Source organism: Saccharopolyspora sp. NPDC050642 (assembly GCF_040654735.1).
GTDB classification, from domain to species: Bacteria; Actinomycetota; Actinomycetes; order Mycobacteriales; family Pseudonocardiaceae; genus Saccharopolyspora; species Saccharopolyspora elongata.
Genome location: NZ_JBFAIN010000004.1, coordinates 215,299 through 239,726 on the forward strand (window position 1 = coordinate 215,299; position 24,428 = coordinate 239,726).

Genomic DNA, 24,428 nt, shown 5'->3' on the forward strand with positions numbered 1-24,428 from the left:
CCACCACTCGCCCGAAGTCTCGACGGGTACCGGCACCGCCACGGCGACCGACGCCACCGCACGAGAACGGAACGGCATCGGTCGCCGAGCGGTCAGCCGTTGGCGGCTTCCGGGCGGTCCGGGTCGGCCGCGACCCGCAGCGGGACGCGCCCGTCGCCGCGCTTGGCGACCCACTCCGTGATCCGGCGGGCGATGTCCTGCTCGGTGAGGCCGAGGTCGGCCAGCACCTCCTCGCGCGAGGAGTGCGTCAGGAAGCGGTTCGGCACCGCCAGGTCGCGCAGCGGCACGTCCAGCTCCGCGTCGCGCAGCGCCGCCGCCAGCGCCCAGCCGAACCCGCCGTGCCGACCGCAGTCCTCCAGGGTGACCACCAGCCGGTGCTGCGCGGCCATCTCGACGATCTGCTCCGGGACCGGCAGCACCCAGCGCGGGTCGACCACGGTCACCCCGATGCCCTGCGCGGCGAGCCGCTCCGCCGCGGCGACCGCCAGCTTGCCGAACGCGCCGACCGCGACCAGCAGCACGTCGTCCGCGCCCCCCGAGCGGCGCAGCACGTCGACGCCGCCGACCCGCTCCACGGCCGGGACCTCCTCGATCACCGAGCCCTTGGAGAACCGCATCACGGTCGGGCCGTCGTCGACGGCGACTGCCTCGCGCAGCTCCTCGCGCAGCGTCACGGCGTCGCGCGGCGCGGCGACCTGGATGCCGGGGATCAGACCCAGGATCGACAGGTCCCACATGCCGTTGTGGCTGGCGCCGTCGTCACCGGTGACGCCGGAGCGGTCCAGCGTGACCGTGACCGGCTGCTTGTGCAGCGCCACGTCCATCAGCAGCTGGTCGAACGCCCGGTTCAGGAACGTCGAGTACACCGCGAACACCGGGTGCAGGCCGCCCATCGCCATCCCGGCCGCCGCGGTCATGCCGTGCTGCTCGGCGATGCCCACGTCGATGCAGCGGTCCGGGTACGCCTCGGCGAACTTCTTCAGCCCGGTCGGGCCGAGCATCGCCGCGGTGATGGCCACCACGTCCGGGCGCTCGGCACCGATGCGCACCAGCTCCTCGGCGTAGACGTCCGTCCAGCTCTTCGGGGCCGGCTTGGTCGGCAGTCCGGTCTCCGGGTCGATGACCTTGACCTGGTGCATCTGCTCGGCCTGGTCGTTCTCGGCCGGCGCGAACCCGTTGCCCTTGCGGGTCACCGCGTGCACGATCACCGGGCCGCCGAAGGACTTGGCCATCTGCAGCGCGTGCTCCATCGCGCGCAGGTCGTGGCCGTCGACCGGGCCCAGGTACTTGATGCCGAGGTCGGAGAACATCACCTGCGGGCTGATCGCGTCCTTGATGCCGCTCTTGGCCGCGTGCAGTCCGGTGTAGAGCGAGCGCCCGACGACCGGGAGGTTGCGCAGCGTGCGACGGCCGCTCTCCAGCGCCTTCTCGTAGCTGGGGTTCAGCCGCAGCGCGGCGAGGTGCTCGGCGAGGCCGCCGATCGTCGGCGCGTAGGACCGGCCGTTGTCGTTGACCACGATCACCACCGGACGCTCCTGGTCCGCGGCGATGTTGTTCAGCGCCTCCCAGCACATGCCGCCGGTGAGCGCGCCGTCGCCGACGATCGCCACCGCGTGCTGCGGCTTGCCGCCGAGCTGGAAGGAACGGGCCAGGCCGTCGGCGTAGGACAGCGCAGTGGAGGCGTGGCTGTTCTCCACGAAGTCGTGGGCGCTCTCGGTGCGCGACGGGTAGCCGGAGAGGCCATCGCGCTTGCGCAGCTGGTCGAATCCGTCCTGCCGACCCGTGATGATCTTGTGCACGTACGCCTGGTGCCCGGTGTCGAACACGATGGCGTCCTGCGGCGAGTCGAAGACCCGGTGGACGGCCAGGGTCAGTTCCACCGCGCCCAGGTTCGGCCCCAGGTGCCCGCCCGTGCGGGACACCTTCTCGATCAGGAACCGCCTGATCTCCGAAGCCAGTTGCGCCAGCTCAGGGTGCGTCAGGCGCTTCACATCGGCCGGACTGTGCACGGACCCCAGCAGCGTCACCGTTCCACCTCACTCGTCGTGCCGGTCGGGTTCATTCGCATGCCGGGGCCGGGCTGGCTGCCTGGCTCCGCCGCGATGCATAGCGCGTCCCAGTCTACGGAGGGGGCTGCCGACGGCCCGGCGTGGTGCGCGGCACCGTGCGCAACCGCGCGGCTACCCGGAGCACCACCTGCGCATTCCGCCGAACCGCTGGGGTCAGCGGCGCCCCGCGGACCGCCCGATGCGGCCGGAGCGATCGACCCGGCCCCGCGCGAACGGTTTTCCGCCCTGCTCACCCGGCGGCGACCAGCGCTGTGGGGGTCATCACCTCGAGAACGGCCGCCACTCGGGCAGCGGGGCGTGATCCGGGCGGAGGTCTCCCCATGGCGGGCTGCCGGGCGGCAGCTGGTGCAGTTCGGCCTGGTCGAGGCGGCGCCGCACCCGGAGCCAGTCGACGGCCAGGAACGCGCCCGCGCCCAGCACGGCCACTGCGATGATCCACAACGCCGGGTCGCCGATGCCCCGGCCGATCGCGGTGGTCAGCAGCATCGAGCCGAACACCGCCAGCACGCCGCCGAGCAGGATCCGGAACCCCGGGTAGGCCTGCGCCCGGCTGCCGCCCCGCACCGTCGTGGTGCGAGCGGCGGCCCAGCCGCGCAGCCGGTGCCAGGCGGCGAGGTCCTGCGGGCCGGTGCGCAGCGGCCACGCCGCGGTGGCGCGCCGCCGGACGATCGCGGCGACCAGTTGCGGATCGGCGACGTGGACCACCCACTGCTGCGGCCCGGCGACCAGTCGGAGCGCCGGGCCGCTGCGCAGGCGGATGCCGGCGCCGCCGGGCAGCGGCCACCAGCCGCCCGATTCCCCGCTGATCTCCCCTGCCTGTGCGAAGGCCAGCTCGGCCAGGGGCAGCGCCTGCCGGACCCGTCCGGCGCTGCCGGTCCGGTCGAGCACGATCCGGTCCCGGCCGATCAACAGCCGCCCGCTGCCGAGCGCGTCGAGCGGCACCGCGATCTCGACGTCCAGCTCCGCGAGATCCTCCGCGAGCCTGACGAGCCGGCGGTGCGCCAGCACCGCCAGGGCGGGCGAGGCGATCACGGCGACCAGCGAGACCAGGCCGATCGGCGCGGCGAACATGACGTTGACGATCGCCTGCGGCACGGCTGCGAGCAGCGCCCAGCCCGGCCAGCGGCGCGGCGTGCGGGAGTCGGCCAGCCACGCCGCCGCGGCGACCACGATCCAGCCCACGGCCCACCCGGTGAAATAACCGGGCACAGTGGACGAACCGAGCAGCAGCAGACCGGCCGGGACCAGCACGATTCCCAGCGCCGCCAACAGAAACGCGGTCGCCCGACGCCCTGGCACGGCGTCCGGCGCCGTCGTCCCCGGTGCCGGGACGGGCTGCACCGCGGTCCCGGTAGCGGGCGGGGCCGGGAGGACCTCCGGCACGTGTTCGCGTTGCGTCATCTCATGATCCCGTTCCCGGCCCCGGCCCGGCTCAGCGCGGATCCGGCTCCAGCAGTGCGATGCATTCGATGTGGTGCGTCATCGGGAAGGCGTCGAAGGCCTCCAGCTCGGTCATCCGGTAGCCGCGCTCCGCGAACAGGCCGACGTCCCGCGCCAGCGCCGCCGGATCGCACGCGACGTGCACGATCCGCGCCGGGCGGCGCGCGGTCACCGACTCCACCACGTCCCGGCCCGCGCCCTTGCGCGGCGGGTCCAGCACCACGACGTCCGGCGCCTGCAGGCCCTCGTCGGTGGCCACCGCCTCGACCGTGCCCGCCCGGAACGACACCTGCGGCAGGTCCCGCAGGTTCGCCACCGCGTCCTCCACCGCGCGCTTCGACGACTCGACCAGCACCACCGAACCCGCCGGGCCGACCTGCTCGGCGAGCACGGCCGCGAACAGGCCGACCCCGCCGTAGAGGTCCCACGCCACGCCACCCACCGGCGCGGCCGCCAGCCGCGCGACGACCTCGGTGAAGACGTCCGGGGCGGCCTTGTGCACCTGCCAGAAGCCCTGCACCGCGACGTCGAAGGACCGCCCGCCGGCGGATTCGCGGGCCACCCCGCCACCCTGCACCTGCCGGGCGACGGCCCGCCCGTGCCGCCGCTGCGGCTTGTGGTCCACGGCCGTGACGTGCACTTCACCGGTGGCATCGGCGGCCACCGTCAGCTCCGCGCCCGGACGCCACCGGCGGTTCGTGACCTCGTCCAGCGCGCCCTCGACGGTGATCGGGCAGTCCTCCACCGGGATCACCCGGTGGCTGCGGTGCGCGCGGAACCCCGCCCGGCCCTTGCGGTCCACCGCCAGCCGCGCCCGGCTGCGCCAGCGCAGCAGCCCGCCGGGCAGTTCCTGCACCCGGACCGGCCAGTCGAGCCCGGCGATCCGCTGCAGCTGCTCGGCGATCACCGCGGCCTTCAATTCCCGCTGCGCCTCGCCGGAGGCGTGCTGCCAGTCGCAGCCGCCGCACCGGTCGCGGCCGAGCGCCATGTCCGCCATCGGGCACGGCGGGCTGACCCGCCCCGGCGCCGCGGTCAGCACCTCGACCGCGTCCGCGCGGCAGAAACCGCCGCCGGCGTCCTCCGTGACCTCCGCGACGACGACCTCGCCGGGCAGCGCGTGGCGGACGAACATCACCCGGCCCTCGTGCCGGGCCACGCAGTGGCCGCCGTGCGCGACCGGCCCGATCTCGACCTCCAGCCGCCTACCTGTCCAGTCCGGCCTTTCGGTCACTGTTCACCTTCCCGTTCGTACCCAGCCCGCGCCGGGCCGCGCCCGGCATCGAGGTGAGCTGCTTCTGGCGGACCCGCGCGGACGACTCCAGCTGCCACGGCACGCTGGTGACCATCACGCCCGGCTGGAACAGCAGGCGGCTCTTCAGCCGCAGCGCGCTCTGGTTGTGCAGCAGCTGCTCCCACCAGTGGCCGACGACGTATTCGGGGATGAACACGGTGACCACGTCGCGGGGGCTGTCCCGCCGGATCCGCTTGACGTATTCGAGCACCGGCCGGGTGATCTCCCGGTACGGCGACTCCAGCACCTTCAACGGCACCGGGAGATTCTCCGCCTCCCACCGCTTCGTCAGCTCGCGGGTGTCCTCGTCGTCCACGTTGACGGTGACGCCTTCGAGCACGTCCGGCCGGGTGGCGCGGGCGTAGGCGATCGCGCGCATGGTCGGCAGGTGCAGCTTGGAGACCAGGATCAGCGCGTGGTTGCGCGACGGCAGCACCGCGTCCGCCTCCTGCTGCTTGAGCTCGTCGGCGACGCGGTCGTAGTGGCGGCGGATCGCGGTCATCAGCACGTAGATCGCGGCCATCGCGGCGATCGCGATCCAGGCGCCGTGGGTGAACTTGGTGATCAGCACGATCACCAGCACGCTGGCCGTCATGAACAGGCCGAAGGAGTTGATCGCCTGCGCGCGCCGCATCCGCCGCCGGGCCTGCGGATCGGTTTCCTTGCGCAGCAACCTGTTCCAGTGCCGGATCATGCCGCTCTGGCTGAGCACGAACGACACGAACACGCCGACGATGTAGAGCTGGATCAGCCGGGTCACCTCGGCCTCGAAGGCGAACACCAGGATGATCGCCCCGGCGGCCAGGAACAGGATGCCGTTGGAGAACGCCAGCCGGTCGCCGCGGGTGTGCAGCTGGCGCGGCAGGAACCGGTCCTGCGCCAGGATCGAACCCAGCACGGGGAAGCCGTTGAACGCCGTGTTGGCGGCCAGCACCAGGATCAGGCCGGTGAAGAACACCAGGTACCAGACGCCGGGCGGGAAGCCCATGAACACCGCGTTGGCGAGCTGGGCGACCAGCGTCTTCTGCTCGTAGCCCGGCGGCGCGCCGATCAGCTGGTGCGCCGGGTTCTCCGCGATCACCGCGCCGGTCAGCTGGGCCAGCACGATCAGGCCGAGGAACATCGCGATGGCGAAGCCGCCCATCAGCGCCAGCGTGGTGGCCGCGTTGCGGGACTTCGGCTTGCGGAACGCGGGCACCCCGTTGCTGATCGCCTCGACACCGGTCAGCGCAGCGCTACCGGAGGAGAACGCCCGCAACACCAGGAACACGAACGCCACGCCGGCCATCTGCGTCTCGTCGGGCAGGATCTGGAAGCTCGCGCTCTCGGCGCGCAGCTCGCGGCCGAGCACGAACGCCTGGAAGAACCCCCAGGCGATCATGCCGAGCACACCGATGAGGAAGGCGTAGACCGGGACCGCGAACAGCGATCCGGACTCCCGGACGCCGCGCAGGTTCATCGCGGTCAGCAGCGCGATCGCCCCGACCGCGAACAGCACCTTGTGCTCGGCCACGAACGGGATGACCGATCCGATGTTCGCCGCGGCCGAGGAGATCGACACCGCGACGGTGAGGATGTAGTCGACCAGCAGGGCGCTGGCCACCACCAGGCCGAACCGGCGGCCGTGGTTGACGGTGGCGACCTCGTAGTCGCCGCCACCGGAGGGGTAGGCGCGCACGTTCTGCCGGTAGGAGGCGACGACCGTGATCATCACGAGCGCGACGACGATCCCGATCCACGGGCTCACCGCGAACGCCGACACACCGGCCGCCGAGAGCACCAGCAGGATCTCTTCAGGCGCGTAAGCAACGCTGGACATCGCATCCGACGAGAAAATCGGCAGGGCGATGCGCTTGGGCAGCAGCGTGTGCGAAAGGCGGTCGCTGCGGAACGGCCGACCTACGATCAACCGTTTCGCCGCGGTTGCGAGCTTGGACACGGCACAGAGCGTAAGCGCAAAGGCGGGTCGGCTGGCGACCCTGGCTGCCGGAATTGCTCTCAGGTCACATCCTGCGCGCCGCCCTGCCCCCGGGGGCGTCTCACCCGGTACGGTGCACCAGCCCGGAACCGATGGGCGCGAACCGGACCGGATCAGCGCCCGTGCCGGTACGGTCGGCAGACGATCGCGAGGTCGTGGCCGACAACCCCACACCCCCCGCAGCGAGGAGACAAGGTCGTGCACGTGGTGATCATGGGCTGCGGCCGGGTCGGGGCCTCCCTGGCCACGGCCCTGCAACGGCTCGATCACACCGTGGCCGTGGTCGACAAGAACCCCCAGTCGTTCCACCGCCTGGGCAAGGACTTCCGCGGCCAGCAGGTCACCGGCAACGGCTTCGACCGGGACATCCTGGTCGAGGCGGGGATCGAACGGGCGGCCGCGTTCGCCGCGGTGTCCAACGGGGACAACTCCAACATCGTCTCGGCCAGGGTCGCCCGCGAGACCTTCGGCATCGAGCACGTCGTGGCACGCATCTACGACCCCAAGCGCGCCGAGGTCTACCAGCGGCTGGGCATCCCGACGGTGGCCACCGTGCCGTGGACGACCGACCGGTTCCTGCGCATGCTGCTACCCGAGGGAGTCGCCACGGCGTGGCGCGAGCCCTCCGGCACCGTCGCGGTCCTGCAGCTGCCGCTGGACGACGGCTGGGTCGGCCGCCGGGTCGCCGAGCTGGAGTCCGCCACCGGTGCCCGGGTCGCGTTCATCATGCGGTTCGGCAACGGCGTGCTGCCGGACGCCAAGACCGTCATCCAAGCCGACGACACCGTCTACGTGGCGGCGCTGTCGGGCACCGTCACCGACGTCACGGCGGCGGCCCGCCGCACCCCCGAGGAGAGCGAGTAATGCGCATCGCGATCGCGGGCGCCGGCGCGGTCGGCCAGTCCATCGCACGGGAGCTGCTCGAAGGCGACCACGAGGTCCTGCTGATCGAGCGGAGCATCCAGAACTACCACCCGAAGAACATCCCCGGCGCCGAATGGATGCTCGCCGACGCCTGCGAGCTGGCGTCGCTGGAGGAAGCCGGGCTGGAGTCCTGCGACGTGGTCATCGCCGCCACCGGGGACGACAAGGTCAACCTGGTGGTGTCGCTGCTGTCGAAGACGGAGTTCGCGGTGCGTCGCGTGGTGGCCCGCGTCAACGACCCGCTCAACGAATGGCTGTTCACCGAGGCCTGGGGCGTCGACGTCGCGGTGTCCACGCCGCGGATGCTGGCCGCGATGGTGGAGGAAGCGGTCAACGTCGGCGACCTGGTGCGGCTGATGACGCTGCGGCAGGGCCAGGCCAACCTGGTCGAGGTGACGCTGCCGGATTCCACGCCGCTGGCGGGCCGCCGGGTCCGCGACCTGAAGCTGCCGTCCGACGCGGCACTGGTCACCATCCTGCGCGGCGGCCGGGTGATCGTGCCGCAGGCCGACGACCCGCTGGAAGCCGGCGACGAGATGCTGTTCGTGGCCATCGCGGACGTCGAGCAGCAGATCCGGGCGATCATCCACGACCGCCAACCCACCGACTGACGGGATGCAATCGGCAGGGCCGCCGGTCTCGCGCGAGACCGGCGGCCCTGCCGATTGGATCGACGAACCGGGCGGGTCAGCCCAGCGAAGGCTTGGAATCGATGGCTCCGGGCTCCGGCAGAGTTTCGGCCTTCTCCTGCTCGGCGACCTTCGAAGCGCGGCGGATCGCCCACACCGTGACGATCAGCGCCAGGCCGGTCAGCGGGTAGCCCATCGCGATCCGCGCGAACGCCAGCCAGCCGGTCTGGTCGGAGTCGTACAGCCACTGCTGCACCACGTACTTCGCGGCGAACACCACGGTCCAGGCCAGCGTCGCCAGGTCGTAGCCGCGCAGCGCCCGGCGCTGCTTGCGCCAGGAGAAGCCCAGCCCGTTCAGCGCCGACCAGGCCACGCCCACCAGCGGCCAGCGGGCCAGCACCGACACCAGGAACACGCCGCCGTAGATCAGGCTCGTCCAGATGCCCAGCAGGAAGAAGCCCTTGGCATCGCCCGAGCGGTAGGCGATGAACGAGCACACCGCCACCCCGAGCACGCCGGAGATGGCGGGCTGCAGCGGCTCCTTGCGCACCAGCCGGAAGATCGCGATCGCGATCGCGACACCGATCGCCGACCAGATCGCCGGCATCAGCGAGGTGAAGGAGCTGACCAGCACGAAGACCACGATCGGGACCGCGGAGTAGGCCAGCCCGCCGACGCCGCCCATCTGCTCGAGCAGGGTCTTCTCGGGATCGCCGGCCCGCTGCGCGGTCGGGTCCTGCTGGTTGTCGGCCGCGTCCTGGGCTGGTGTCCCGGCGGCGGATGCGTCGCGTTCGCTCATGCGGTGTTCTGCAACTCGTAGTAGGGGTTGTAAAGCACCTTGCGGCCGTCGCGGACCGCGATCCGGCCCCGGGCCTTGATGATCCGCCCGGGTTCGATGCCGGCGATCCGGCGGCGCCCGAGCCAGACCAGGGTCACGTCCTCGGTGCCGTCGTACAACTCGGCCTCCAGCGTCGGTGCCGACGCCTTCGGGCACAGGCCCACGCTGCGCACCCGGCCGAGCACCACGGCCTCCTGCCCGCACTGGCAGTCGCTGGCGCGCTGGGCTCCGCCGGCTTGGGACCGTTCCGAGAGGTCATCGGCGTCCAACTCGGCGACGTCGCTGGTCAAGCGGCGTACGAGGCGACGCCAGTAGCCGCCGTCGGTCTTGCTCATCTAGCGCTCCCGTGCGCTTCCGGGGCTCGACTCGAAGCCCGTGCACCCCCAGCGTAGCCGTCCAGAACGGCGCAGTCGCGGACCCGGCGGGATAACCGACTTGACCCGCCCGATCGGCTAAACCTTGATCAACACGGCCACGCTGGGTGTTCGGCTTCGCACTGGTTCTTTCCGGTGAAAAGCGAAAAATTCCCGCACCCGAACCGATCCGGTCTCGGCTGCGCCGAAGTCGCCTCGGGCGCCGTCCCGGTTCTCCGGCGGCACCCGAGGCCGACTCCCCTAGCCCTGCTGGCCGTTGTTCTGGGCCTGCTGGATGTGGCGCAGGATCGCTTCCGGCAGCTGGATAGGCAGCGGCGTGCGCACCGGCAGCGGGTCGTCGCCGCGGACCACGATGGTCTCGTCGAGGACCGCGTACAGCAGCTTCGCGCACTCCTCGGCGTGCTCCGCCGGCCCGGCCGCGACGCCGCGCAGCAGCCAGCGCGGCCCGTCGACCCCGACGAACCGCAGCGCCGCGTTCGGCGAGTCCGCAACCAGTTCAGAGCCCCAGTCGCCCTCTTCGGCGTACACCCGGGCGCCGTCCTTGCGCAGCTGCTCGGCGAGCTCGGCGCTGACCTCGGTCCACAGCCCGCTGCTGCGCGGCGCCGCGAACGCGCTGACGGTCAGCCGGCCGACCGGTGTGACCAGGTGCACGGCGCGCACCGGCCCGGCCGGGTCGACCTCGACCTGCAGCTGGCCGCCCTCGGGCACCGGCACCCGCACCGAACCGAGGTCGAGCCGCTCGACCTCGTCGTCGGGCGCCTCGTTCGAGTCGAACGGGCCGCCCTCCACGACTTCCGCTTCCTCGGCGTTCAGCGCCTCGTCCGCGGCCTCACGTTCGTCCCGTTTCCGGCCCCACCCGAACATCCCCTCAGACCTCCGTCCTGTGACCGGCCTCGGCCCCCGAGACCGCCAGCACCTCGTGCCCGCCGGTGGACCCGTAGCCCCCGGCACCCCGCTGCGACGCCGGCAGCTCGTCGACCTCCTCGAACACCGCGTGCTCGACCTTCTGCACCACGAGCTGGGCGATCCGGTCGCCGCGCCGCAGCGACAGCGGTTGTGCACGATCATGATTGATCAGGCAGACCTTGACCTCACCGCGGTACCCGGAATCCACCGTGCCGGGTGCGTTGACCACGCTCAACCCCGCCTTGGCCGCCAGGCCCGAACGCGGGTGCACGAAGCCCGCGTAGCCCTCCGGCAGGGCCAGCGCGATCCCCGTGCCCACCACGACGCGTTCGCCGGGTTCGAGCACCACGTCGCTGGTGGTCACCAGATCCGCGCCGGCGTCGCCTGGTTTCGCGTACGCGGGCAGCGGCACATCGGGGTCAAGTCGGGTCAGCAGGACCTTCACGTTCGACACGGGCGGCGAGACTACCCTGAAGACGTGTCGGAAAGCGTAGAAGCGGCCAGCATCGCCGGGGACGTGCCCGGTCAGGCGAATTCGAAGGGGCGTCCGGTGTTCCGCGAGCGGTTGTACACGTCCTGGTGGGCGTGGCCGCTGCCGGTCATCGGAGCCGCGATCATGGCCGCCACGGTGCACATGGGCTACCCGGGCGTGCGCGCATGGCTGCCTTACGCCGTGCTCATCCCGCTGGCCATCGCGATCCCGCTCTGGCTGGGTCGCACCAAGATCGAGGTCGTCGACGGCGAGCTCTGGGTGGGCGACGCGCACCTGCCGCTGCGGTTCGTCGAGGACGCGGAGGTCATCACCCCCGCCGAGCAGCGCCGGGCGCTCGGCCCGGACCTGGACCCGGCGGCGTTCATGGTGCACCGGTCGTCGATCCGAACCTCGGTGCGGATCTGGCTGAACGACCCGGACGACCCCACGCCGTACTGGGTGATCAGCACGCGCCGCCCCGAACTGCTCATCGCCGCCCTGAAGAAGTCCTGACCGATCCGGGCCGGAGAGCAGGTCCTGCCGCCTGCGCATGAGGTCTTCGAAACGGCGCAGCCGCTCAGCCCACCCTCGCCACTTGCACCGCCGCGGGTTCTCAGGTGCCTTCTCGCGAGGACAGCCCCGCCACGACGTATCAGGACATACGTGTGCCGGGGATCCCGGCGCCGAGAAGGCACCTGAGGTTCCGCCACGCAAGGCGAGTACAACCGCCGAAAACAACTGGGCACACGCCGTCAGCGTGTGCCCAGCCACTTCCCGGTCTCGTCGACTCCTGGCCGCCTGGATCAGGCGGCGCAGTCGCGGCAGACGAACTGGCCGTTGCGGGTTTCGGCCAGCCGGCTGCGGTGGTGGACGAGGAAGCAGCTCGAGCAGGTGAACTCGTCAGCCTGCTTCGGGAGCACCTTGACGGTCATCTCCTCGCCGGACAGGTCCGCGCCCGGCAATTCGAAGTTCTCCGCGATCGCCCCTTCGTCCTCGTCGACGACGCCGGATTGCGCATCGTTGCGTCGCGCCTTCAGCTCCTCCAACGAGTCCTCTGCCAAGTCTTCGGACTCGCGGCGCGGAGCGTCGTAGTCGGTCGCCATCGTGATTCACCCCTGCGTTAGTGGAGACTGCAATGGTGTGCCGCTGGTAAACGTTCCAGGACCAGGATTTGTGCCCGTTGGCGCAGTGATCGTGGTCTCGCCCTGCAACGCGTTCAGTTCCCCCGTAATGAGCGACTCGCCTCATCCGGCACTCCGTGAGGCGCCGAGAGGGTAGCTCATGCCGAGTGCGCGCACGCATCAGGTCACCCATAGGTGTGGTGTTCGCTGCATCCGCCGACCGCCGAAGATCAATCCCCGGATGCCGCCCGGTCGCCTTCTTCGGTTGCCCGGCACCTCGCCTCGCGAAGCGGTGCCCAGGAAGTTCGCCGCTCGGCATCGATTCAGCGGCCCGTCGCGGACGGCTCCGACATGGCGGGGGCGTCCAGCGCCGCACGGCGCCGGTTGTGCGCCTAGGCTGATCTAGTGAAGCCGGGCTGGTCGAAGGATCCAGGGAGGGGCGGGACGTGTCAGCCGTGAGTGCAAGGTCGGGTCGACGAGCCCGGTACCGACGGCGTCGGCCGGTGCCCGCCCTGGTGGTGCTGGTCGCGCTCGTGCTGCTGTCGGGCCTGCTGTGGACCCGGGTCTTCGACTCGGTGAAGGACATCGAGGCGGCGACGACCTGCAATCCGCCCAGCACGCCGACGGCCGCGCCGCAGGGCGGCGCCGCGCCGGAGCCGGTTCCGCTGGGGTCGATGCTGCCGCGCAACGCGCTCGACTCGACCAACCCGATCCCGCAGCAGGACGTGCAGGTGCGGGTGCTCAACGGCAACGGCGAGGCCCGGCAGGCGTCGCTGGTCAGCGACGAGCTCGCCAGCCTCGGCTTCGCCAAGGGCGGCGCGGACAACGACCCGGTCTACGTCAACTACGACCTGAAGTGCCACGGCCAGATCCGCTTCGGCGGCGCCGGGGTGAGCGCGGCGCGGACGCTGAGCCTGATCGCGCCGTGCGCCCAGCTGGTGCGCGACGAACGCCAGGACGCCTCCGTCGATCTCGCGCTGGGGGCGGACTTCAAGGACATCAAGACCACCTCGGAGGCCAAGCAGGTGCTCCAGGAGCTGGAGAACTGGGTGCCCCAGCGGGACCACCAGGACGGCGCCCACCAAGAGGTGACCCCGCCGCAGATCAGCAACGATCTCCTCAACAAGGCCCGCGAAGTGCACTGCTGACGACCGTCCGAAGGGCGCCTGCGGCCACACCGGTCGCAGGCGCCCTTCGCGTCTCAGGGCCACTCTCAGACGCGGCCGGCGTCGGCGCGGAGCAGCGCCTCGGTCAGCTCACCGGCGATGCCCGGTGCGGCGCAGACGATCATCCCGTCGCCCAGCCCGTCCGACGACCCTTGCTGGGGCAGCCGCAGGTGGGCACCGGCCTCGGCGGCGACGAGCGCGCCCGCCGCCCAGTCCCACCGGTTGAGCCCGACCTCGAACATGCCGTCCAGCCAGCCCGCGCCGACCGCGCACAGGTCCAGCGACGCCACCCCGGCCCGCCGGATGTCGCGCACCTGGCCCAGCAGCCGGCCGAGCACCTCGGCCTGCGCCGTGCGGCGCTCCACCGCGTAGGCGAATCCGGTGCCGATCAGCGACAGGTCGAGCCGGTCGGCGGACGAGACCCGGAGCCGGCGGCCGTCCAGGAACGCGCCGTGCCCGGCCGCGGCGCTCCACACCCGGCCGGACACCGGTTCCACCACCGCGCCCGCCACCGAAACCCCGTCGAGCTGCGCGGCCAGCGAGACCGAGTACCAGGGGAAGCCGTACAGGTAGTTGACCGTGCCGTCGATCGGGTCCACGACCCAGCGCAGCCCGTCCAGCGCGCCTTCGCCGCCTTCCTCCTCCCCCAGCACCGATTCGCCGGGGCGCAACTCCGCCAGCCGTTCCCGCACGAGCCGCTCCACCGCGCGATCACCTGCGGTGACGACGTCGGTCTCGGTACTCTTCGTGTCTACCGCACCATCGGTGACTGCTTCGTCACGCACCGTGCGCGCCAGTTCCGCGGCTTCGCGGGCGATCCGCACCGCTACCTGGCACAAGGCTTTCGCATCTACTTCTGCTGCCAATCCCACGTACACATCGCAACACAACCCGGTTAAGGTCTGCACACCTTCATCTGAATCGAATAGGAAGGATTCAGCCATGGCGACTGCCCGCGGTTTCGGCGTGGACATCGGCGGGTCCGGCATCAAGGGATGTCCGGTCGACATCGACGGTGGTGTGCTGGCCGAGGAGCGGATGCGGATCCCCACCCCGCAGCCCTCGACCCCGTCCGCCGTGGCGGACGCCGTGGCGGAGATCGTCGAGAAGTTCGCCTGGACCGGTCCGGTCGGCATCACCCTGCCCTGCGTGATCAAGGACGGCACCGCGCTCACCGCGGCGAACGTCGACAAGGGCTGGATCGGTACCGACGCCCAGGAGCTGTTCGCCGAGCGGCTCGGCCGCACCCGGGACGACGTGCTGGTGCTCAACGACGCGGACGCGGCCGGCACCGCCGAGATGCGCTCCGGGGCCGGCGCCGGGCACCGCGGCCTGGTGGTGGTGCTGACCTTCGGCACCGGCATCGGCAGCGCGATGTTCATCGACGGAAAGCTGGTGCCCAACACCGAGTTCGGGCACATCGAGGTGGACGGCCACGACGCGGAGACGCAGGCCGCGGCCTCGGTCAAGGACGACCTGGAGCTGACCTACGAGGAGTGGGCGCCGCGGGTCAGCAACTACATCCAGGGGCTGGAGAAGTTCCTCTGGCCCGACCTGATCATCGCCGGTGGCGGGGTCAGCAAGAAGGGGCACAAGTGGATTCCGCGGCTGGAGACACGCACGCCGGTCGTCGCCGCGGCGCTCCGCAACGACGCGGGCATCGTCGGTGCCGCGACGGCGGCCGCGACCAGGCACAACGCCTGATCTTCCGGCCTCCTAGCACATCGCGGGACGCGCGGACTCCGCCTTGCAGCGGAACCGCACCCCCGCATCGCGGCTACAATGGAACGCGGCCCACTTGATTCGAAGTCCTCGTCGAGGAAACACCGAGGCAGGCACCGGGTGATTCCTCATCAGCCGCAGGGCTGGATCCAGTGGGTTTGTTCCCCGACCTTCGGCGGCCGAGGTTTCGCGCCCTCCGGCCTGCCCTGATCGACCGTCGCGAAAGGGCGTACGTGGCAGCCGCAGAAACAGCAACCCGACGCTCCGCTGCAACAACCGGCGGTGCCCAGTCCCAGTCGGGCCAGTCCCAGGCCACCCCAGCTTCGGAGGCGGCTGCTTCGTCTGACACCGAGCAGACGAAGTCCACCGCCGCGCGCAAGAGCTCGACGGGGGCTAAGCCGACGGCCCGCAAGACCGCCGCCGCGAAGTCGGCGGGGGCCAAGAAGGGCGCCAAGGCCCCGGCGAAGAAGTCGACGAAGTCGGCCTCCGCCAAGGGCAGCGGCGAGGGCATGGAGATCGATGAACCGATCGAGACCGACCTGACGTCCCCGGACGTCGGCGACCTCGCCGACGTCGAGGTGGAAATCCCGGAAGAGCCCGTTCCGGAGGAGGAGACCAAGGAGTCCGGCGACTTCGTCTGGGACGAAGAGGAATCCGAGGCGCTCCGGCAGGCTCGCAAGGACGCCGAGCTGACGGCCTCCGCCGACTCGGTCCGCGCCTACTTGAAGCAGATCGGCAAGGTCGCGCTGCTCAACGCCGAGGAAGAGGTCGAGCTCGCCAAGCGCATCGAGGCCGGGCTCTACGGCGCGGAGCGGCTGCGGCAGGTCGAGGAGGCCGGCGAGCAGCTGACCACCCAGATGCGCCGCGACCTGCGCTGGATCGTGCGCGACGGTGAGCGGGCGAAGAACCACCTGCTGGAGGCCAACCTCCGCCTGGTCGTCAGCCTCGCCAAGCGCTACACCGGCCGCGGCATGGCGTTCCTGGACCTCATCCAGGAGGGCAACCTCGGCCTGATCCGCGCGGTGGAGAAGTTCGACTACACCAAGGGTTACAAGTTCTCCACCTACGCGACCTGGTGGATCCGGCAGGCCATCACCCGCGCCATGGCCGACCAGGCCCGCACCATCCGCATCCCGGTGCACATGGTCGAGGTCATCAACAAGCTCGGCCGCATCCAGCGCGAACTGCTGCAGGACCTGGGCCGCGAGCCCACGCCCGAAGAGCTCGCCAAGGAAATGGACATCACCCCGGAGAAGGTGCTGGAGATCCAGCAGTACGCCCGGGAACCCATCTCCCTGGACCAGACGATCGGCGATGAGGGCGACAGCCAGCTCGGCGACTTCATCGAGGACTCCGAGGCGGTCGTCGCGGTCGACGCGGTGTCCTTCACGCTGCTGCAGGACCAGCTGCAGTCGGTGCTGGCGACGCTGTCCGAGCGCGAGGCCGGCGTGGTCCGGCTGCGGTTCGGGCTCACCGACGGCCAGCCGCGGACGCTGGACGAGATCGGCCAGGTCTACGGGGTGACCCGGGAGCGGATCCGGCAGATCGAGTCCAAGACGATGTCGAAGCTGCGCCACCCGTCCCGGTCCCAGGTGCTCCGCGACTACCTGGACTGACGAACACGGCACCGAAGAGGGCCGCCGACCGATCCGGTCGGCGGCCCTCTTCGCGTCCGCGACAGCGCTTTCGGGCCGGAAAACGCCGAAAATCGGTCCGCCTGGTGGGATTTCCTGTTCGCTTCCAGCGGAAATGACGGGCCCGCAACGGCGCCCGATCTGTGATCTGAACCACTGAATGTCCGGTTGTCGATCGACTCCGCTTTCCCGCCGCCCGGCCCGCGATGGCTTATTTCCCCATGTCACAAGGCTTTTCACGGTGTTGATCACGCTCCGCACCCGGCGCTGCTGCAACCGGGTGCTTCATCGTGACGACCGTCGCCACCCGGCGCGGGAACACTGACTCGGGCCCGAGCGTCTGGAAGAGTGGAGCCAACGAGCACCGCTCCCGCAGCCAGTGGGCCAACGGTGGTCGTAGCAGGATCGAGGGCGTCGGGTGATTCCGACGCCGGGACGGAGGGAGATCACGATGCCGGGAACGCTCACCCGCCCCGAGCTGACCGCCGCCGACCGCTGCGACCGCTGCGGGGCCGCTGCGAAGCTTCGCGCCGTACTGCCATCCGGTAGCGAGCTTCTGTTCTGCGGGCACCACGCCCGTGCGTACGAGGCGGGGCTGCGCGACGCGCAGGCCGACCTCCAGCAGGACGAGCAGTAAACACCCGTCAGACCGAGAAGACCGTGCCCCCGCAGGAGCCCTGCGGGGGCACGGTCGTTTTCCGACTAGGGGCGTCCGGTCATCCGCTGATCTCCGCCAAGGCGTCGAGCAGCCGCCGCACCTCCGCCTGGCTCGTGTAGTGCGAGAGGCTGGCGCGCACGCCGCCCTTCGGGCCGATGCCGAGGGCGTGCACCGTCTCCCAGGCGTAGGAATGGCCGTGAGAGACGTTCAGACCGCGCTCAGCCAGCTGCTCTGCCACATCCGAGGGTTCCTTGCCCGGAAGCCCGAAGAACGCCGTAGGAGTGCACGAGCCCTGCGGAGCGCCGTAGCGCACTACGCCGTCCAGAGCCGCGAGACCGTCGAACAGCTCCCTGGCCAGTTCGTCCTCGTGGGCCTGCACGGACCGGCGGGAGGTCGCCAGCCGCTCGGCGCGGCTGCCGTCGGCGTCGCTGTCCAGGCCGGCCAGGTGCTCCACCGCGGCCACCGCACCGGCCATCGCGGCGAACGGGTTGGTGCCGAGCTCGAACCGCTCCGGCGAGGTGTCCGGCGACGGCGCCAGCTTGTCCGGGTGCAGGTTCTCCAGCGACCACGGGTCGGCGGCCACCACCGCGGCCAGGTGCGGGCCGGCCCACTTGTAGGCGCTGGTCGCGTAGAGGTCCGCGCCCAGCTCATCCAGCCGCACGTGGGCGTGCGGGCAGTGCTGCACCCCGTCGACGTAGGACACGGCGCCGACCTGCCGGGCCCGGTCGGTGATCGCCCGCAGGTCGGGCATGATGCCCAGCACGTTGGAGGCCGCCGTGACGGCGACCAGCTTGGTGCGCTCGCCGATGAGTCCGGTGACGTTCTCGACGGGCAGTTCGCCCGTCGCCGGGTCGAGCTCCGCCATCCGCACGGCGGCGCCCGCCCGCCGCGCGTGCTGAACCCACGGCCGCACGTTGGCGTCGTGGTCCAGCTGGGTCACCACGATCTCGTCGCCGGGCCGCCAGCCCGCCGCGAACACGCCGGCGAACCGATAGGTCAGGGCGGTCATGCTCGGGCCGAACGCCACGCACCTGGGCTCCGGGGCGCCGACCAGGTCGGCGACGGCCGCCCGCGCCTCGGCGACGATCCCGGCGGAGCGGCGGCTGGACTCGTACGGGCCGCCCACGTTGGACGCGCCCACCCGGTAGGCGTCGCTCACCGCGTCGATCACCGACTGCGGGACCTGGGTGCCCGCCGCGCCGTCCAACCACGCCCGACCGTCCGCCAGCGCCGGGTACTGGGCCCGGATCTTCTCCACGTCGAAAGCCATGCCCCGACCCTATGAGACCCGGATCGGCGACCAAACCGATCGCGCTGCGCCGTTCGGGGCCGATATCACCAGGAGCGCAGGGTGGCGATGCGCTCCTCGAGCTGTTCCACGGTGGCCATCGCGGTGGGCGGGCCGCCGCAGGACTTCTGCAGCTCGTTGTAGATCTTGCCGTGCGGCTTCCGGGTGCGGTGGTGGTGCAGCGACACGAGCGTGTTCAGCTCCTTGCGGAGCTTCTGCAGCCGCTCCTGCACGGTCTGCGGCCGCGCGCGCTGCTCCGCCTGCTCGGCGGCCTTCGCCGCCTTCGCGACCGCTTCGCGCTTGCCCACGTCCTCCAGCTGCTGCTCCTGGCGCTGCCTCAGCAGCGCCCGCACCTGGTCCGGTTCCAGCAAGCCGGGCAGGCCGAGGTAGTCCTGCTCCTCCTCGGAGGTGCTGAACGCCGCGGTGCCGAACGACGAGCCGTCGTAGATCACCTGGTCCAGCTCGGCCTCGGCACCCAGCGAGGTGAACGCCTTCTCATCCTCGCCGGGCTCGTCGCGCTTGCTGTTGGCCGCGGCCAGCAGCTCGTCGTCCCAGCCGTCCTTCTCCCGGTGCGGCTTGCCGAGCACGTGGTCGCGCTGCGCCTCCAGCTGGCTGGCCAGCTCCAGCAGCACCGGGACGCTCGGCAGGAAGATGCTCGCCGTCTCGCCGGGCCGCCGGGACCGCACGAAGCGGCCGATGGCCTGGGCGAAGAACAGCGGGGTCGAGGCGCTCGTGGCGTAGACGCCGACGGCCAGCCGCGGCACGTCGACGCCTTCGCTCACCATTCGGACCGCGACCATCCAGCGGTCCTCGGACTCGGCGAAGTCGGCGATGCGGCCGGACGCCTGCGGATCGTCGGAGAGCACCACCACCGGATCGTGCCCGGTGATCCGGTGCAGGGCCTTCGCGTAGGCCTTGGCCGTGACGTGGTCGGTGGCGATCACCAGGCCGCCGGCGTCCGGGAGGCCGCCGTTGCGCAGCTGCGTCAGCCGGGTGTCGGCGGCCTGCAGCACCGCCGGGATCCATTCGCCCGACGGGTCCAGCGCGGTGCGCCAGGCCCGCGCGGTCTGCTCGGCGGTCAGCGGCTCGCCGAGGCGGGCGCTGAACTCGTCGCCGGCGTTCGTCCGCCACCGGGCCTCACCGGAGTACGCCAGGAACAGCACCGGCCGGACGACGCCGTCGTTGAGGGCGTCGGAGTAGCCGTAGGAGTGGTCCGCCCGGCTGCGCAGCGAGCCGTCGGCGTCGGGCTCGTAGCCGATGAACGGGATCGGCGAGTCGTCGCTGCGGAACGGCGTTCCGGTCAGCGACAGGCGCCGCACGGCCGGGGTGAACGCCTCCCGGATCGCGTCGCCCCAGGACTTCGCGTCGCCCGCGTGGTGCACCTCGTCGAGGATCACCAGCGTCTTGCGGCGCTCGGTGCGCACCCGGTGCAGCGTCGGGTGCGCCGCGACCTGCGCGTAGGTGACCACGACGCCGCGGTAGTCGCTGGAGGTGATGCCGTCGCTGTTGCGGAAGTTGGAGTCCAGCGGGATGCCCGCGCCGCCGGCGGCCATGGCCCACTGGTGCTTGAGGTGCTCGGTGGGCGCAACCACGGTCACCGCCTCGACCGTGCGGTCGGCAAGCAGCTCCGCGGCGACCCGCAGGCCGAACGTCGTCTTGCCCGCGCCCGGCGTCGCCACCGCCAGGAAGTCCTGGGGCTTGCTCGACAGGTACTTGGTGAGCGCCCGGCGCTGCCAGGCGCGCAGTGGCCGGGATGGAGCCTGCGAGGGGTCGCTGAGCACGGATCGAACGGAATGGTCGAGTTGCGCTTCGGACACGCCGGGTCGCCGCCCCTTCCTTCTTGCTCCCCTGCTGGATGGTGAGGGCGCGCCCTGCGCTGCCCCGCGACCGCCCGCACGCGCGTTCAGCGTCGATCGACTCGAAGCGGGCCGTCGTGCAGCCTACCTTTCGAGTCCGGCGGGCACCGGCTTGCCCGGACGAGAGGTGCGCGACACTCCGTGTTCCCGGCGGTTTTGACGGGCCGACGCCCGCGGCGCCAGCCGATGCAGCATCCTTATGGGTGCCATGGGTCAGCCGAGTCCACCAGACCGCCAGGGGCGCAGTGCGACCGTCGCACCACGGGAAGCTCCGGTGCGGCGCGGGCCACTGCGCCTGGTCATGCGCACGCTCGACAAGGCGTGGTGGGACAACATCTTCTCGGAATCGGCAGCCGCCGCGTTCTGGCAGACGTTGTCCATGCCGCCGTTGCTGCTCGGGCTGCTGGGCAGCCTGGGCTTCGTCGGCGACTGGTTCGGCCCCGAGGTCGTCGACGCCGTGCACGACAAGATCCTCGCGTTCTCCCGCTCGGTGTTCACGGCGAACGTGGTGGACCAGATCATCGGCCCGACCGTCGCCGACATCCTCACCAAGGGGCGCAGCGAGATAGTCTCGGTCGGCTTCCTGATCTCGCTGTGGGCGGGTTCGTCGGCGCTGGCGTCGCTGGTCGACTCGATCACGCTCGCCTACGACCAGTACCTGGTGCGCAACAGCGTCTGGCAGCGGATCTTCGCGCTGCTGCTGTACCTGGTGTGCCTGATCCTCGCGGTGGTCGGGCTGCCGGTGGTCGCGCTGGGCCCGGACTGGCTGCCGACTCTCTTCCCGCAGGACTTCCAGGACGACATCGCCTGGCTGATCCAGGCGTTCTACTACCCGGCGACCGGGATCGGCCTGGCGGTCGCGCTGGCGACGCTGTACAAGGTGGCGCTGCCCAGGAAGCTGCCGTGGCATCGCGGCCTGCCCGGGGCGCTGCTGGCGATGGCGATCTTCCTGTGCGCCAGCATCGGCCTGCGGCTCTACATCACGTGGGTGACCGGCACCGGCTACACCTACGGCGCGCTGGCCACCCCGATCGCGTTCCTGCTGTTCGCGTTCTTCATCGGGCTGGCGATCATCATGGGCGCGCAGTTCAACAACGCGATCCAGGAGATGTGGCCGGCGAAGATGACCCGCCGGGAGCGCCGGAGGTGGCGGCGCCTGGAGATGAAGCGGCTCGCGCAGCGGATGCACACCGAAGAGGGCTACCGCGCGTGGCGCAACGGCCAGGCCGAGGAGGGCGAGGAGCCGAGCCCGCCCGCGGAGCGGCCGCGCAACGGCGCGCCGCTACCGAAGAAACCGACCGACAAGCAGGCCGAACCGCACGGCGGCTGAGGGCCGCCGCGCGGGTCCGGAAGGTCAGTCCTTGCCGCCTGGGGGGAGGGACGCGAAGATCTCCTTGCAGTCCGGGCAGACGGGCGAGCCCGGCTTCGGCGACTTGGTGACCGGGAAGACCTCGCCGCACAGCGCGACCACGAACGTGCCCATGACCGCGCTCTCCGCGATCTTGTCCTTCTGCACGTAGTGGAACATCTCCGGACGGTCGTCACTGGTCTGATCAGTGGTCTCGGTCCGGGTATCGGTCTCCGGCATCGTCATCGTGCTCATGCCCCCAATGATGCCGCACGGCATCGACGCATGTCCGCATCCGGCCGGGTGTTCCCCGTCAGGCGCCCTCGATGACCTGGTGGCTGCGGGATTCGATCGAGTGCGGTGAACGGCGGAACCGGTTCACGTGCTCGCTCTTCTTGGCCGGGCGGTCGTTGGCGATGAGCACCGCCATCCACGGCAGCGGGATGGAAATCGCCAGGATGATCAGTGACAACCACCACAATTGCCACAGCTGGAACACCACTGCGGCGATCACCAGACACGGAATCCGGCTGGCCATCATGATCGCGTACCTGCGGCGCCGCTGCGCCTGCTGATCGTCGTAGGACGGCTGTGCCTCGGTGATCAGCACCGGGGTGTCGTCACGATGTGAGCTGTTCACGACGCTACCTCCGCCTCCCATGCTGCCACCCGATCGCGTCCTCGGATACCCCGGGTTCGCGTGTCCCGCGACCCCGGGCGCCGGGCCGACCGGCCTGACCCAGAGGTTGACCGGCAGGACGCACCGCCGAAACCTCGCCGGGTTAGATTCGACCGGGATCAACGGCGCGGGAGGGCGAATGCTGTACTCGGTGAGCAAGCGGGTCGTGGGCGCGGTGGCGCGGACGATCTACCGGCCGACCGTGATCGATGCCGACAAGGTGCCGGCGACCGGCCCGGTGATCCTCGCCCCGAACCACCTCGCCGTGCTCGACAGCTTCATCGTGCCGCTGGTGCTGCCGCGGCCGGTGTCGTTCCTGGCCAAGGCCGAGTACTTCAACGGCACCGGCACGAAGGGCGCGCTGGTCAAGTGGCTGTTCGGCTCGCTCGGCGCGATCCCGGTGGAGCGCGGCCGCGGGCGCGCCGCGAAGGAGGCCCTGGACACCGCCGAACAGGTGCTGCTCGACGGCGGCGCGTTCGGCATCCACCCGGAAGGCACCCGCTCGCCCGACGGGCGGCTGTACCGGGGGCGGACCGGCGTGGCCCGGCTGGCACTGGCCGCCGGCGCGCCGGTGGTGCCGGTCGGGTTGACCGGCACGGACAAGCTCCAGCCGCGCGGCAAGAAGATCCCCCGGCCGCACCCGGTGACGGTCCGCTTCGGCGACCCGCTGGACTTCTCCCGCTACGCCGGGATGGAGTCGTCGCTGCCGGTGCTGCGCTCGATCACCGACGAGATCATGTACGCGATCGCCGAGCTTTCCGAGCAGGAGTACGTCGACCGCTACCAGAGCCCCGGCGCCGCTGCGGCGGCCTGACTCATCCGGTCGTGGTGGGCGCCGATCCGGAAGTGGTCGGCGAACCGGTCCTCGCCTCCGCAGGTGCCGAGCTGATCGGCGGGTGGCTCGTCGTCGGCACTGCGGTCGTCGTGACCGGCGCGGTGGACGGTTCGTCGGGCGTGGAGCTCGCGGGCGGATCCGGAATGCCGTGGCACTGCTCGTAGGTCAGCCCGGCGCACGGGTCTGAGGTGGTCGACGGGGCCGGCGGCGCATCGCGCGTCGCCGTCAGCTGGTCGTCGATCCACGGATCTGCGGAGCGTGCGGTGCCGTTCCCGTCGACCGAGCCGCACGCCTTGTTCGTGATGGCGTTCGGGTTGTCCGGGTCGTCGAAGCGCGGTGCGGCGTCCGGCTCGCAGGTCAGCTCCGGAGCGCGAGCGGCCACGGGTGCGACCGGCCGAGCCGACATCTTGGTCGGCAACGGCATCGACGACGGTGCAACTCGGGGCGGCAGCAAACGCGGCGGCGGAGCACTGCACGCCCCTATCGCGAGCATCAGTCCGGACAATGCGGCGGCAACGGCGTAGCGAGTCATAGGCGATCCCCCAGTGCGAAGGCCCGCGCGTTCGCAGGCCCTGCCTTGGCTTCCGCGTTGACGTTGCCGGGCGTTATCCGGTTACCACCCGTAGTGCCGCCGCCGAGTCAGTCCGGGTAGCGGATGAACCCGGGCCGGACGTGGTCCACCAGCCAGACGCCGTTGGCGCTGACCCGGAACTCGTGCCCGGCCGCGTGCATCCCGGCAGCGTCCACGGTCAGCACGACCGGCCTCCCCCGCCGCCCGCCGACGCGCTTCGCGGTCTCGCGATCGACCGACAGGTGAACGTGATGCCGGTTCATCGGCCGCAGCCCCTCGGCGCGGATGCCGGTCAGGCTGCGCGCGACCGTGCCGTGGAACAGCCACGCGGGCGGCTGCGCCACCGGCAGGTCGAGATCCACCGCGACCGAATGCCCCTGACTGGCCCTGATGCGGTCGCCGTCGATCACGTACCGCTGCTTGTCGTTGTCCTCGACGACCCGCACCAGCTCCGCCCGCGAAATCGGGAACCCGTGCGACCCTGCCGCCGCCAGCAGCTCGTCGACCGCCACCCAACCGTGCTCGTCGAGCTCGATCCCGATCCGCTCGGGCTGGTGGCGCAGGTGCTTGGCCAGGTACTTCGAGACCCGCACCAGCCTTCGCTCGTCCATGAACGCCTCCCCAGCCGG

At 71.1% G+C, this 24,428-nt stretch carries 25 protein-coding genes; 9 read left to right on the top strand and 16 right to left on the bottom strand.

The window, feature by feature from the left end; all coding sequences use genetic code 11:
* Positions 1 to 92 precede the first annotated feature (92 nt).
* The 4 genes from dxs to AB0H93_RS09550 all read right to left on the bottom strand — a co-directional run bounded on the left by dxs (position 93) and on the right by AB0H93_RS09550 (position 6,739).
* Positions 93 to 2,027, bottom strand: coding sequence for a 1-deoxy-D-xylulose-5-phosphate synthase (gene dxs, locus AB0H93_RS09535; protein ID WP_358570041.1), 1,935 nt, complete (start codon positions 2,025 to 2,027; stop codon positions 93 to 95).
* 303 nt (positions 2,028 to 2,330) lie between these two features.
* Complete coding sequence (locus tag AB0H93_RS09540) at positions 2,331 to 3,470, bottom strand: hypothetical protein (RefSeq protein WP_358570044.1); 1,140 nt, start codon at positions 3,468 to 3,470, stop codon at positions 2,331 to 2,333.
* 31 nt (positions 3,471 to 3,501) lie between these two features.
* Positions 3,502 to 4,740, bottom strand: coding sequence for a TRAM domain-containing protein (locus AB0H93_RS09545; RefSeq protein WP_358570047.1), 1,239 nt, complete (start codon positions 4,738 to 4,740; stop codon positions 3,502 to 3,504).
* The gene (locus tag AB0H93_RS09550; RefSeq protein ID WP_358570050.1) at positions 4,712 to 6,739 is read right to left on the bottom strand and encodes an APC family permease; all 2,028 of its coding nucleotides are present in this window, start codon (positions 6,737 to 6,739) and stop codon (positions 4,712 to 4,714) included. The genes AB0H93_RS09545 and AB0H93_RS09550 overlap by 29 nt, the downstream gene beginning before the upstream one ends.
* Positions 6,740 to 6,976: 237 nt before the next feature.
* Here AB0H93_RS09550 and AB0H93_RS09555 point away from each other — a divergent pair, with 237 nt between their 5' ends.
* Positions 6,977 to 7,642: a TrkA family potassium uptake protein gene (locus AB0H93_RS09555; RefSeq protein WP_358570053.1), complete on the top strand. Its 666-nt coding sequence runs from the start codon at positions 6,977 to 6,979 to the stop codon at positions 7,640 to 7,642.
* Positions 7,642 to 8,313 (top strand): TrkA family potassium uptake protein, encoded by a 672-nt coding sequence (locus AB0H93_RS09560; RefSeq protein ID WP_132482984.1) that lies wholly within the window; start codon positions 7,642 to 7,644, stop codon positions 8,311 to 8,313. Before AB0H93_RS09555 ends, AB0H93_RS09560 begins: the two co-directional genes overlap by 1 nt.
* A gap of 76 nt (positions 8,314 to 8,389) precedes the next feature.
* Here AB0H93_RS09560 and AB0H93_RS09565 read toward each other — a convergent pair whose 3' ends face one another.
* The 4 genes from AB0H93_RS09565 to dut all read right to left on the bottom strand — a co-directional run bounded on the left by AB0H93_RS09565 (position 8,390) and on the right by dut (position 10,903).
* Positions 8,390 to 9,130 (bottom strand): DUF3159 domain-containing protein, encoded by a 741-nt coding sequence (locus tag AB0H93_RS09565; protein ID WP_358570057.1) that lies wholly within the window; start codon positions 9,128 to 9,130, stop codon positions 8,390 to 8,392.
* Positions 9,127 to 9,504, bottom strand: coding sequence for an OB-fold nucleic acid binding domain-containing protein (locus tag AB0H93_RS09570; RefSeq protein ID WP_093265007.1), 378 nt, complete (start codon positions 9,502 to 9,504; stop codon positions 9,127 to 9,129). Before AB0H93_RS09570 ends, AB0H93_RS09565 begins: the two co-directional genes overlap by 4 nt.
* A 279-nt stretch (positions 9,505 to 9,783) precedes the next feature.
* Positions 9,784 to 10,407, bottom strand: a complete 624-nt coding sequence (locus tag AB0H93_RS09575) for a DUF3710 domain-containing protein (RefSeq protein WP_358570060.1) — start codon at positions 10,405 to 10,407, stop codon at positions 9,784 to 9,786.
* 4 nt (positions 10,408 to 10,411) lie between these two features.
* On the bottom strand, positions 10,412 to 10,903 hold the full coding sequence (gene dut / locus AB0H93_RS09580) for a dUTP diphosphatase (RefSeq protein ID WP_132482976.1): 492 nt from the start codon (positions 10,901 to 10,903) through the stop codon (positions 10,412 to 10,414).
* A 24-nt stretch (positions 10,904 to 10,927) separates the two neighbouring features.
* Here dut and AB0H93_RS09585 point away from each other — a divergent pair, with 24 nt between their 5' ends.
* Positions 10,928 to 11,434: a DUF3093 domain-containing protein gene (locus tag AB0H93_RS09585; RefSeq protein ID WP_358570063.1), complete on the top strand. Its 507-nt coding sequence runs from the start codon at positions 10,928 to 10,930 to the stop codon at positions 11,432 to 11,434.
* Positions 11,435 to 11,724: 290 nt separating this feature from the next.
* On the opposite strand, the gene AB0H93_RS09590 is transcribed toward AB0H93_RS09585, so the two are convergent.
* Positions 11,725 to 12,024 (bottom strand): DUF4193 domain-containing protein, encoded by a 300-nt coding sequence (locus AB0H93_RS09590; protein ID WP_093265014.1) that lies wholly within the window; start codon positions 12,022 to 12,024, stop codon positions 11,725 to 11,727.
* A gap of 473 nt (positions 12,025 to 12,497) precedes the next feature.
* Here AB0H93_RS09590 and cei point away from each other — a divergent pair, with 473 nt between their 5' ends.
* Positions 12,498 to 13,190 carry an envelope integrity protein Cei gene (gene cei / locus AB0H93_RS09595; protein ID WP_358570066.1) on the top strand — a complete coding sequence of 231 codons (693 nt, stop codon included), beginning with the start codon at positions 12,498 to 12,500 and terminating at the stop codon, positions 13,188 to 13,190.
* A gap of 65 nt (positions 13,191 to 13,255) precedes the next feature.
* On the opposite strand, the gene AB0H93_RS09600 is transcribed toward cei, so the two are convergent.
* Positions 13,256 to 14,086, bottom strand: coding sequence for an inositol monophosphatase family protein (locus AB0H93_RS09600; RefSeq protein WP_358570553.1), 831 nt, complete (start codon positions 14,084 to 14,086; stop codon positions 13,256 to 13,258).
* Positions 14,087 to 14,150: 64 nt separating this feature from the next.
* Between AB0H93_RS09600 and ppgK the strand changes: the two genes are divergently transcribed.
* From ppgK to AB0H93_RS09615, 3 genes are all read left to right on the top strand, one after another.
* The gene (gene ppgK / locus AB0H93_RS09605; protein WP_358570069.1) at positions 14,151 to 14,912 is read left to right on the top strand and encodes a polyphosphate--glucose phosphotransferase; all 762 of its coding nucleotides are present in this window, start codon (positions 14,151 to 14,153) and stop codon (positions 14,910 to 14,912) included.
* 224 nt (positions 14,913 to 15,136) lie between these two features.
* Entirely contained in the window at positions 15,137 to 16,546 is a 1,410-nt protein-coding gene (locus AB0H93_RS09610; protein ID WP_358570559.1) for an RNA polymerase sigma factor, read from the top strand.
* Between the two features lie 469 nt (positions 16,547 to 17,015).
* Positions 17,016 to 17,201 carry a hypothetical protein gene (locus tag AB0H93_RS09615; RefSeq protein WP_093265227.1) on the top strand — a complete coding sequence of 62 codons (186 nt, stop codon included), beginning with the start codon at positions 17,016 to 17,018 and terminating at the stop codon, positions 17,199 to 17,201.
* Positions 17,202 to 17,280: 79 nt separating this feature from the next.
* On the opposite strand, the gene AB0H93_RS09620 is transcribed toward AB0H93_RS09615, so the two are convergent.
* Positions 17,281 to 18,492, bottom strand: coding sequence for a cysteine desulfurase-like protein (locus AB0H93_RS09620; protein ID WP_358570072.1), 1,212 nt, complete (start codon positions 18,490 to 18,492; stop codon positions 17,281 to 17,283).
* Positions 18,493 to 18,557: 65 nt separating this feature from the next.
* The gene (locus tag AB0H93_RS09625; RefSeq protein ID WP_358570075.1) at positions 18,558 to 20,291 is read right to left on the bottom strand and encodes a DEAD/DEAH box helicase; all 1,734 of its coding nucleotides are present in this window, start codon (positions 20,289 to 20,291) and stop codon (positions 18,558 to 18,560) included.
* Between the two features lie 376 nt (positions 20,292 to 20,667).
* Between AB0H93_RS09625 and AB0H93_RS09630 the strand changes: the two genes are divergently transcribed.
* Positions 20,668 to 21,696, top strand: coding sequence for a YihY/virulence factor BrkB family protein (locus tag AB0H93_RS09630; RefSeq protein WP_358570562.1), 1,029 nt, complete (start codon positions 20,668 to 20,670; stop codon positions 21,694 to 21,696).
* Between the two features lie 24 nt (positions 21,697 to 21,720).
* On the opposite strand, the gene AB0H93_RS09635 is transcribed toward AB0H93_RS09630, so the two are convergent.
* Both AB0H93_RS09635 and AB0H93_RS09640 read right to left on the bottom strand, forming a co-directional pair.
* Complete coding sequence (locus AB0H93_RS09635) at positions 21,721 to 21,969, bottom strand: DUF3039 domain-containing protein (protein ID WP_132482960.1); 249 nt, start codon at positions 21,967 to 21,969, stop codon at positions 21,721 to 21,723.
* Between the two features lie 58 nt (positions 21,970 to 22,027).
* Entirely contained in the window at positions 22,028 to 22,375 is a 348-nt protein-coding gene (locus AB0H93_RS09640; protein WP_132482958.1) for a DUF3099 domain-containing protein, read from the bottom strand.
* 157 nt (positions 22,376 to 22,532) lie between these two features.
* Between AB0H93_RS09640 and AB0H93_RS09645 the strand changes: the two genes are divergently transcribed.
* Positions 22,533 to 23,207, top strand: coding sequence for a lysophospholipid acyltransferase family protein (locus AB0H93_RS09645; RefSeq protein WP_132482956.1), 675 nt, complete (start codon positions 22,533 to 22,535; stop codon positions 23,205 to 23,207).
* 1 nt (position 23,208) lies between these two features.
* Here the strand turns inward: AB0H93_RS09645 and AB0H93_RS09650 are convergent, their stop codons facing one another.
* Positions 23,209 to 23,652, bottom strand: a complete 444-nt coding sequence (locus tag AB0H93_RS09650) for a hypothetical protein (RefSeq protein WP_358570080.1) — start codon at positions 23,650 to 23,652, stop codon at positions 23,209 to 23,211.
* Between the two features lie 215 nt (positions 23,653 to 23,867).
* Entirely contained in the window at positions 23,868 to 24,410 is a 543-nt protein-coding gene (locus tag AB0H93_RS09655; RefSeq protein WP_358570083.1) for an RNA 2'-phosphotransferase, read from the bottom strand.
* Positions 24,411 to 24,428 lie beyond the last annotated feature (18 nt).

Bases quoted from the DNA above. Each gene is read 5' to 3' on its own strand.
- AB0H93_RS09540 (WP_358570044.1), bottom strand. From the start codon at position 3,470: ATGACGCAACGCGAACACGTGCCGGAGGTCCTCCCGGCCCCGCCCGCT.
- AB0H93_RS09560 (WP_132482984.1), top strand. From the start codon at position 7,642: ATGCGCATCGCGATCGCGGGCGCCGGCGCGGTCGGCCAGTCCATCGCA.
- AB0H93_RS09565 (WP_358570057.1), bottom strand. From the start codon at position 9,130: ATGAGCGAACGCGACGCATCCGCCGCCGGGACACCAGCCCAGGACGCG.
- AB0H93_RS09570 (WP_093265007.1), bottom strand. From the start codon at position 9,504: ATGAGCAAGACCGACGGCGGCTACTGGCGTCGCCTCGTACGCCGCTTG.
- AB0H93_RS09575 (WP_358570060.1), bottom strand. From the start codon at position 10,407: ATGTTCGGGTGGGGCCGGAAACGGGACGAACGTGAGGCCGCGGACGAG.
- AB0H93_RS09590 (WP_093265014.1), bottom strand. From the start codon at position 12,024: ATGGCGACCGACTACGACGCTCCGCGCCGCGAGTCCGAAGACTTGGCA.
- ppgK (WP_358570069.1), top strand. From the start codon at position 14,151: ATGGCGACTGCCCGCGGTTTCGGCGTGGACATCGGCGGGTCCGGCATC.
- AB0H93_RS09615 (WP_093265227.1), top strand. From the start codon at position 17,016: ATGCCGGGAACGCTCACCCGCCCCGAGCTGACCGCCGCCGACCGCTGC.
- AB0H93_RS09620 (WP_358570072.1), bottom strand. From the start codon at position 18,492: ATGGCTTTCGACGTGGAGAAGATCCGGGCCCAGTACCCGGCGCTGGCG.
- AB0H93_RS09630 (WP_358570562.1), top strand. From the start codon at position 20,668: ATGCGCACGCTCGACAAGGCGTGGTGGGACAACATCTTCTCGGAATCG.
- AB0H93_RS09635 (WP_132482960.1), bottom strand. From the start codon at position 21,969: ATGAGCACGATGACGATGCCGGAGACCGATACCCGGACCGAGACCACT.
- AB0H93_RS09640 (WP_132482958.1), bottom strand. From the start codon at position 22,375: ATGGGAGGCGGAGGTAGCGTCGTGAACAGCTCACATCGTGACGACACC.
- AB0H93_RS09645 (WP_132482956.1), top strand. From the start codon at position 22,533: ATGCTGTACTCGGTGAGCAAGCGGGTCGTGGGCGCGGTGGCGCGGACG.
- AB0H93_RS09650 (WP_358570080.1), bottom strand. From the start codon at position 23,652: ATGCCGTTGCCGACCAAGATGTCGGCTCGGCCGGTCGCACCCGTGGCC.
- AB0H93_RS09655 (WP_358570083.1), bottom strand. From the start codon at position 24,410: ATGGACGAGCGAAGGCTGGTGCGGGTCTCGAAGTACCTGGCCAAGCAC.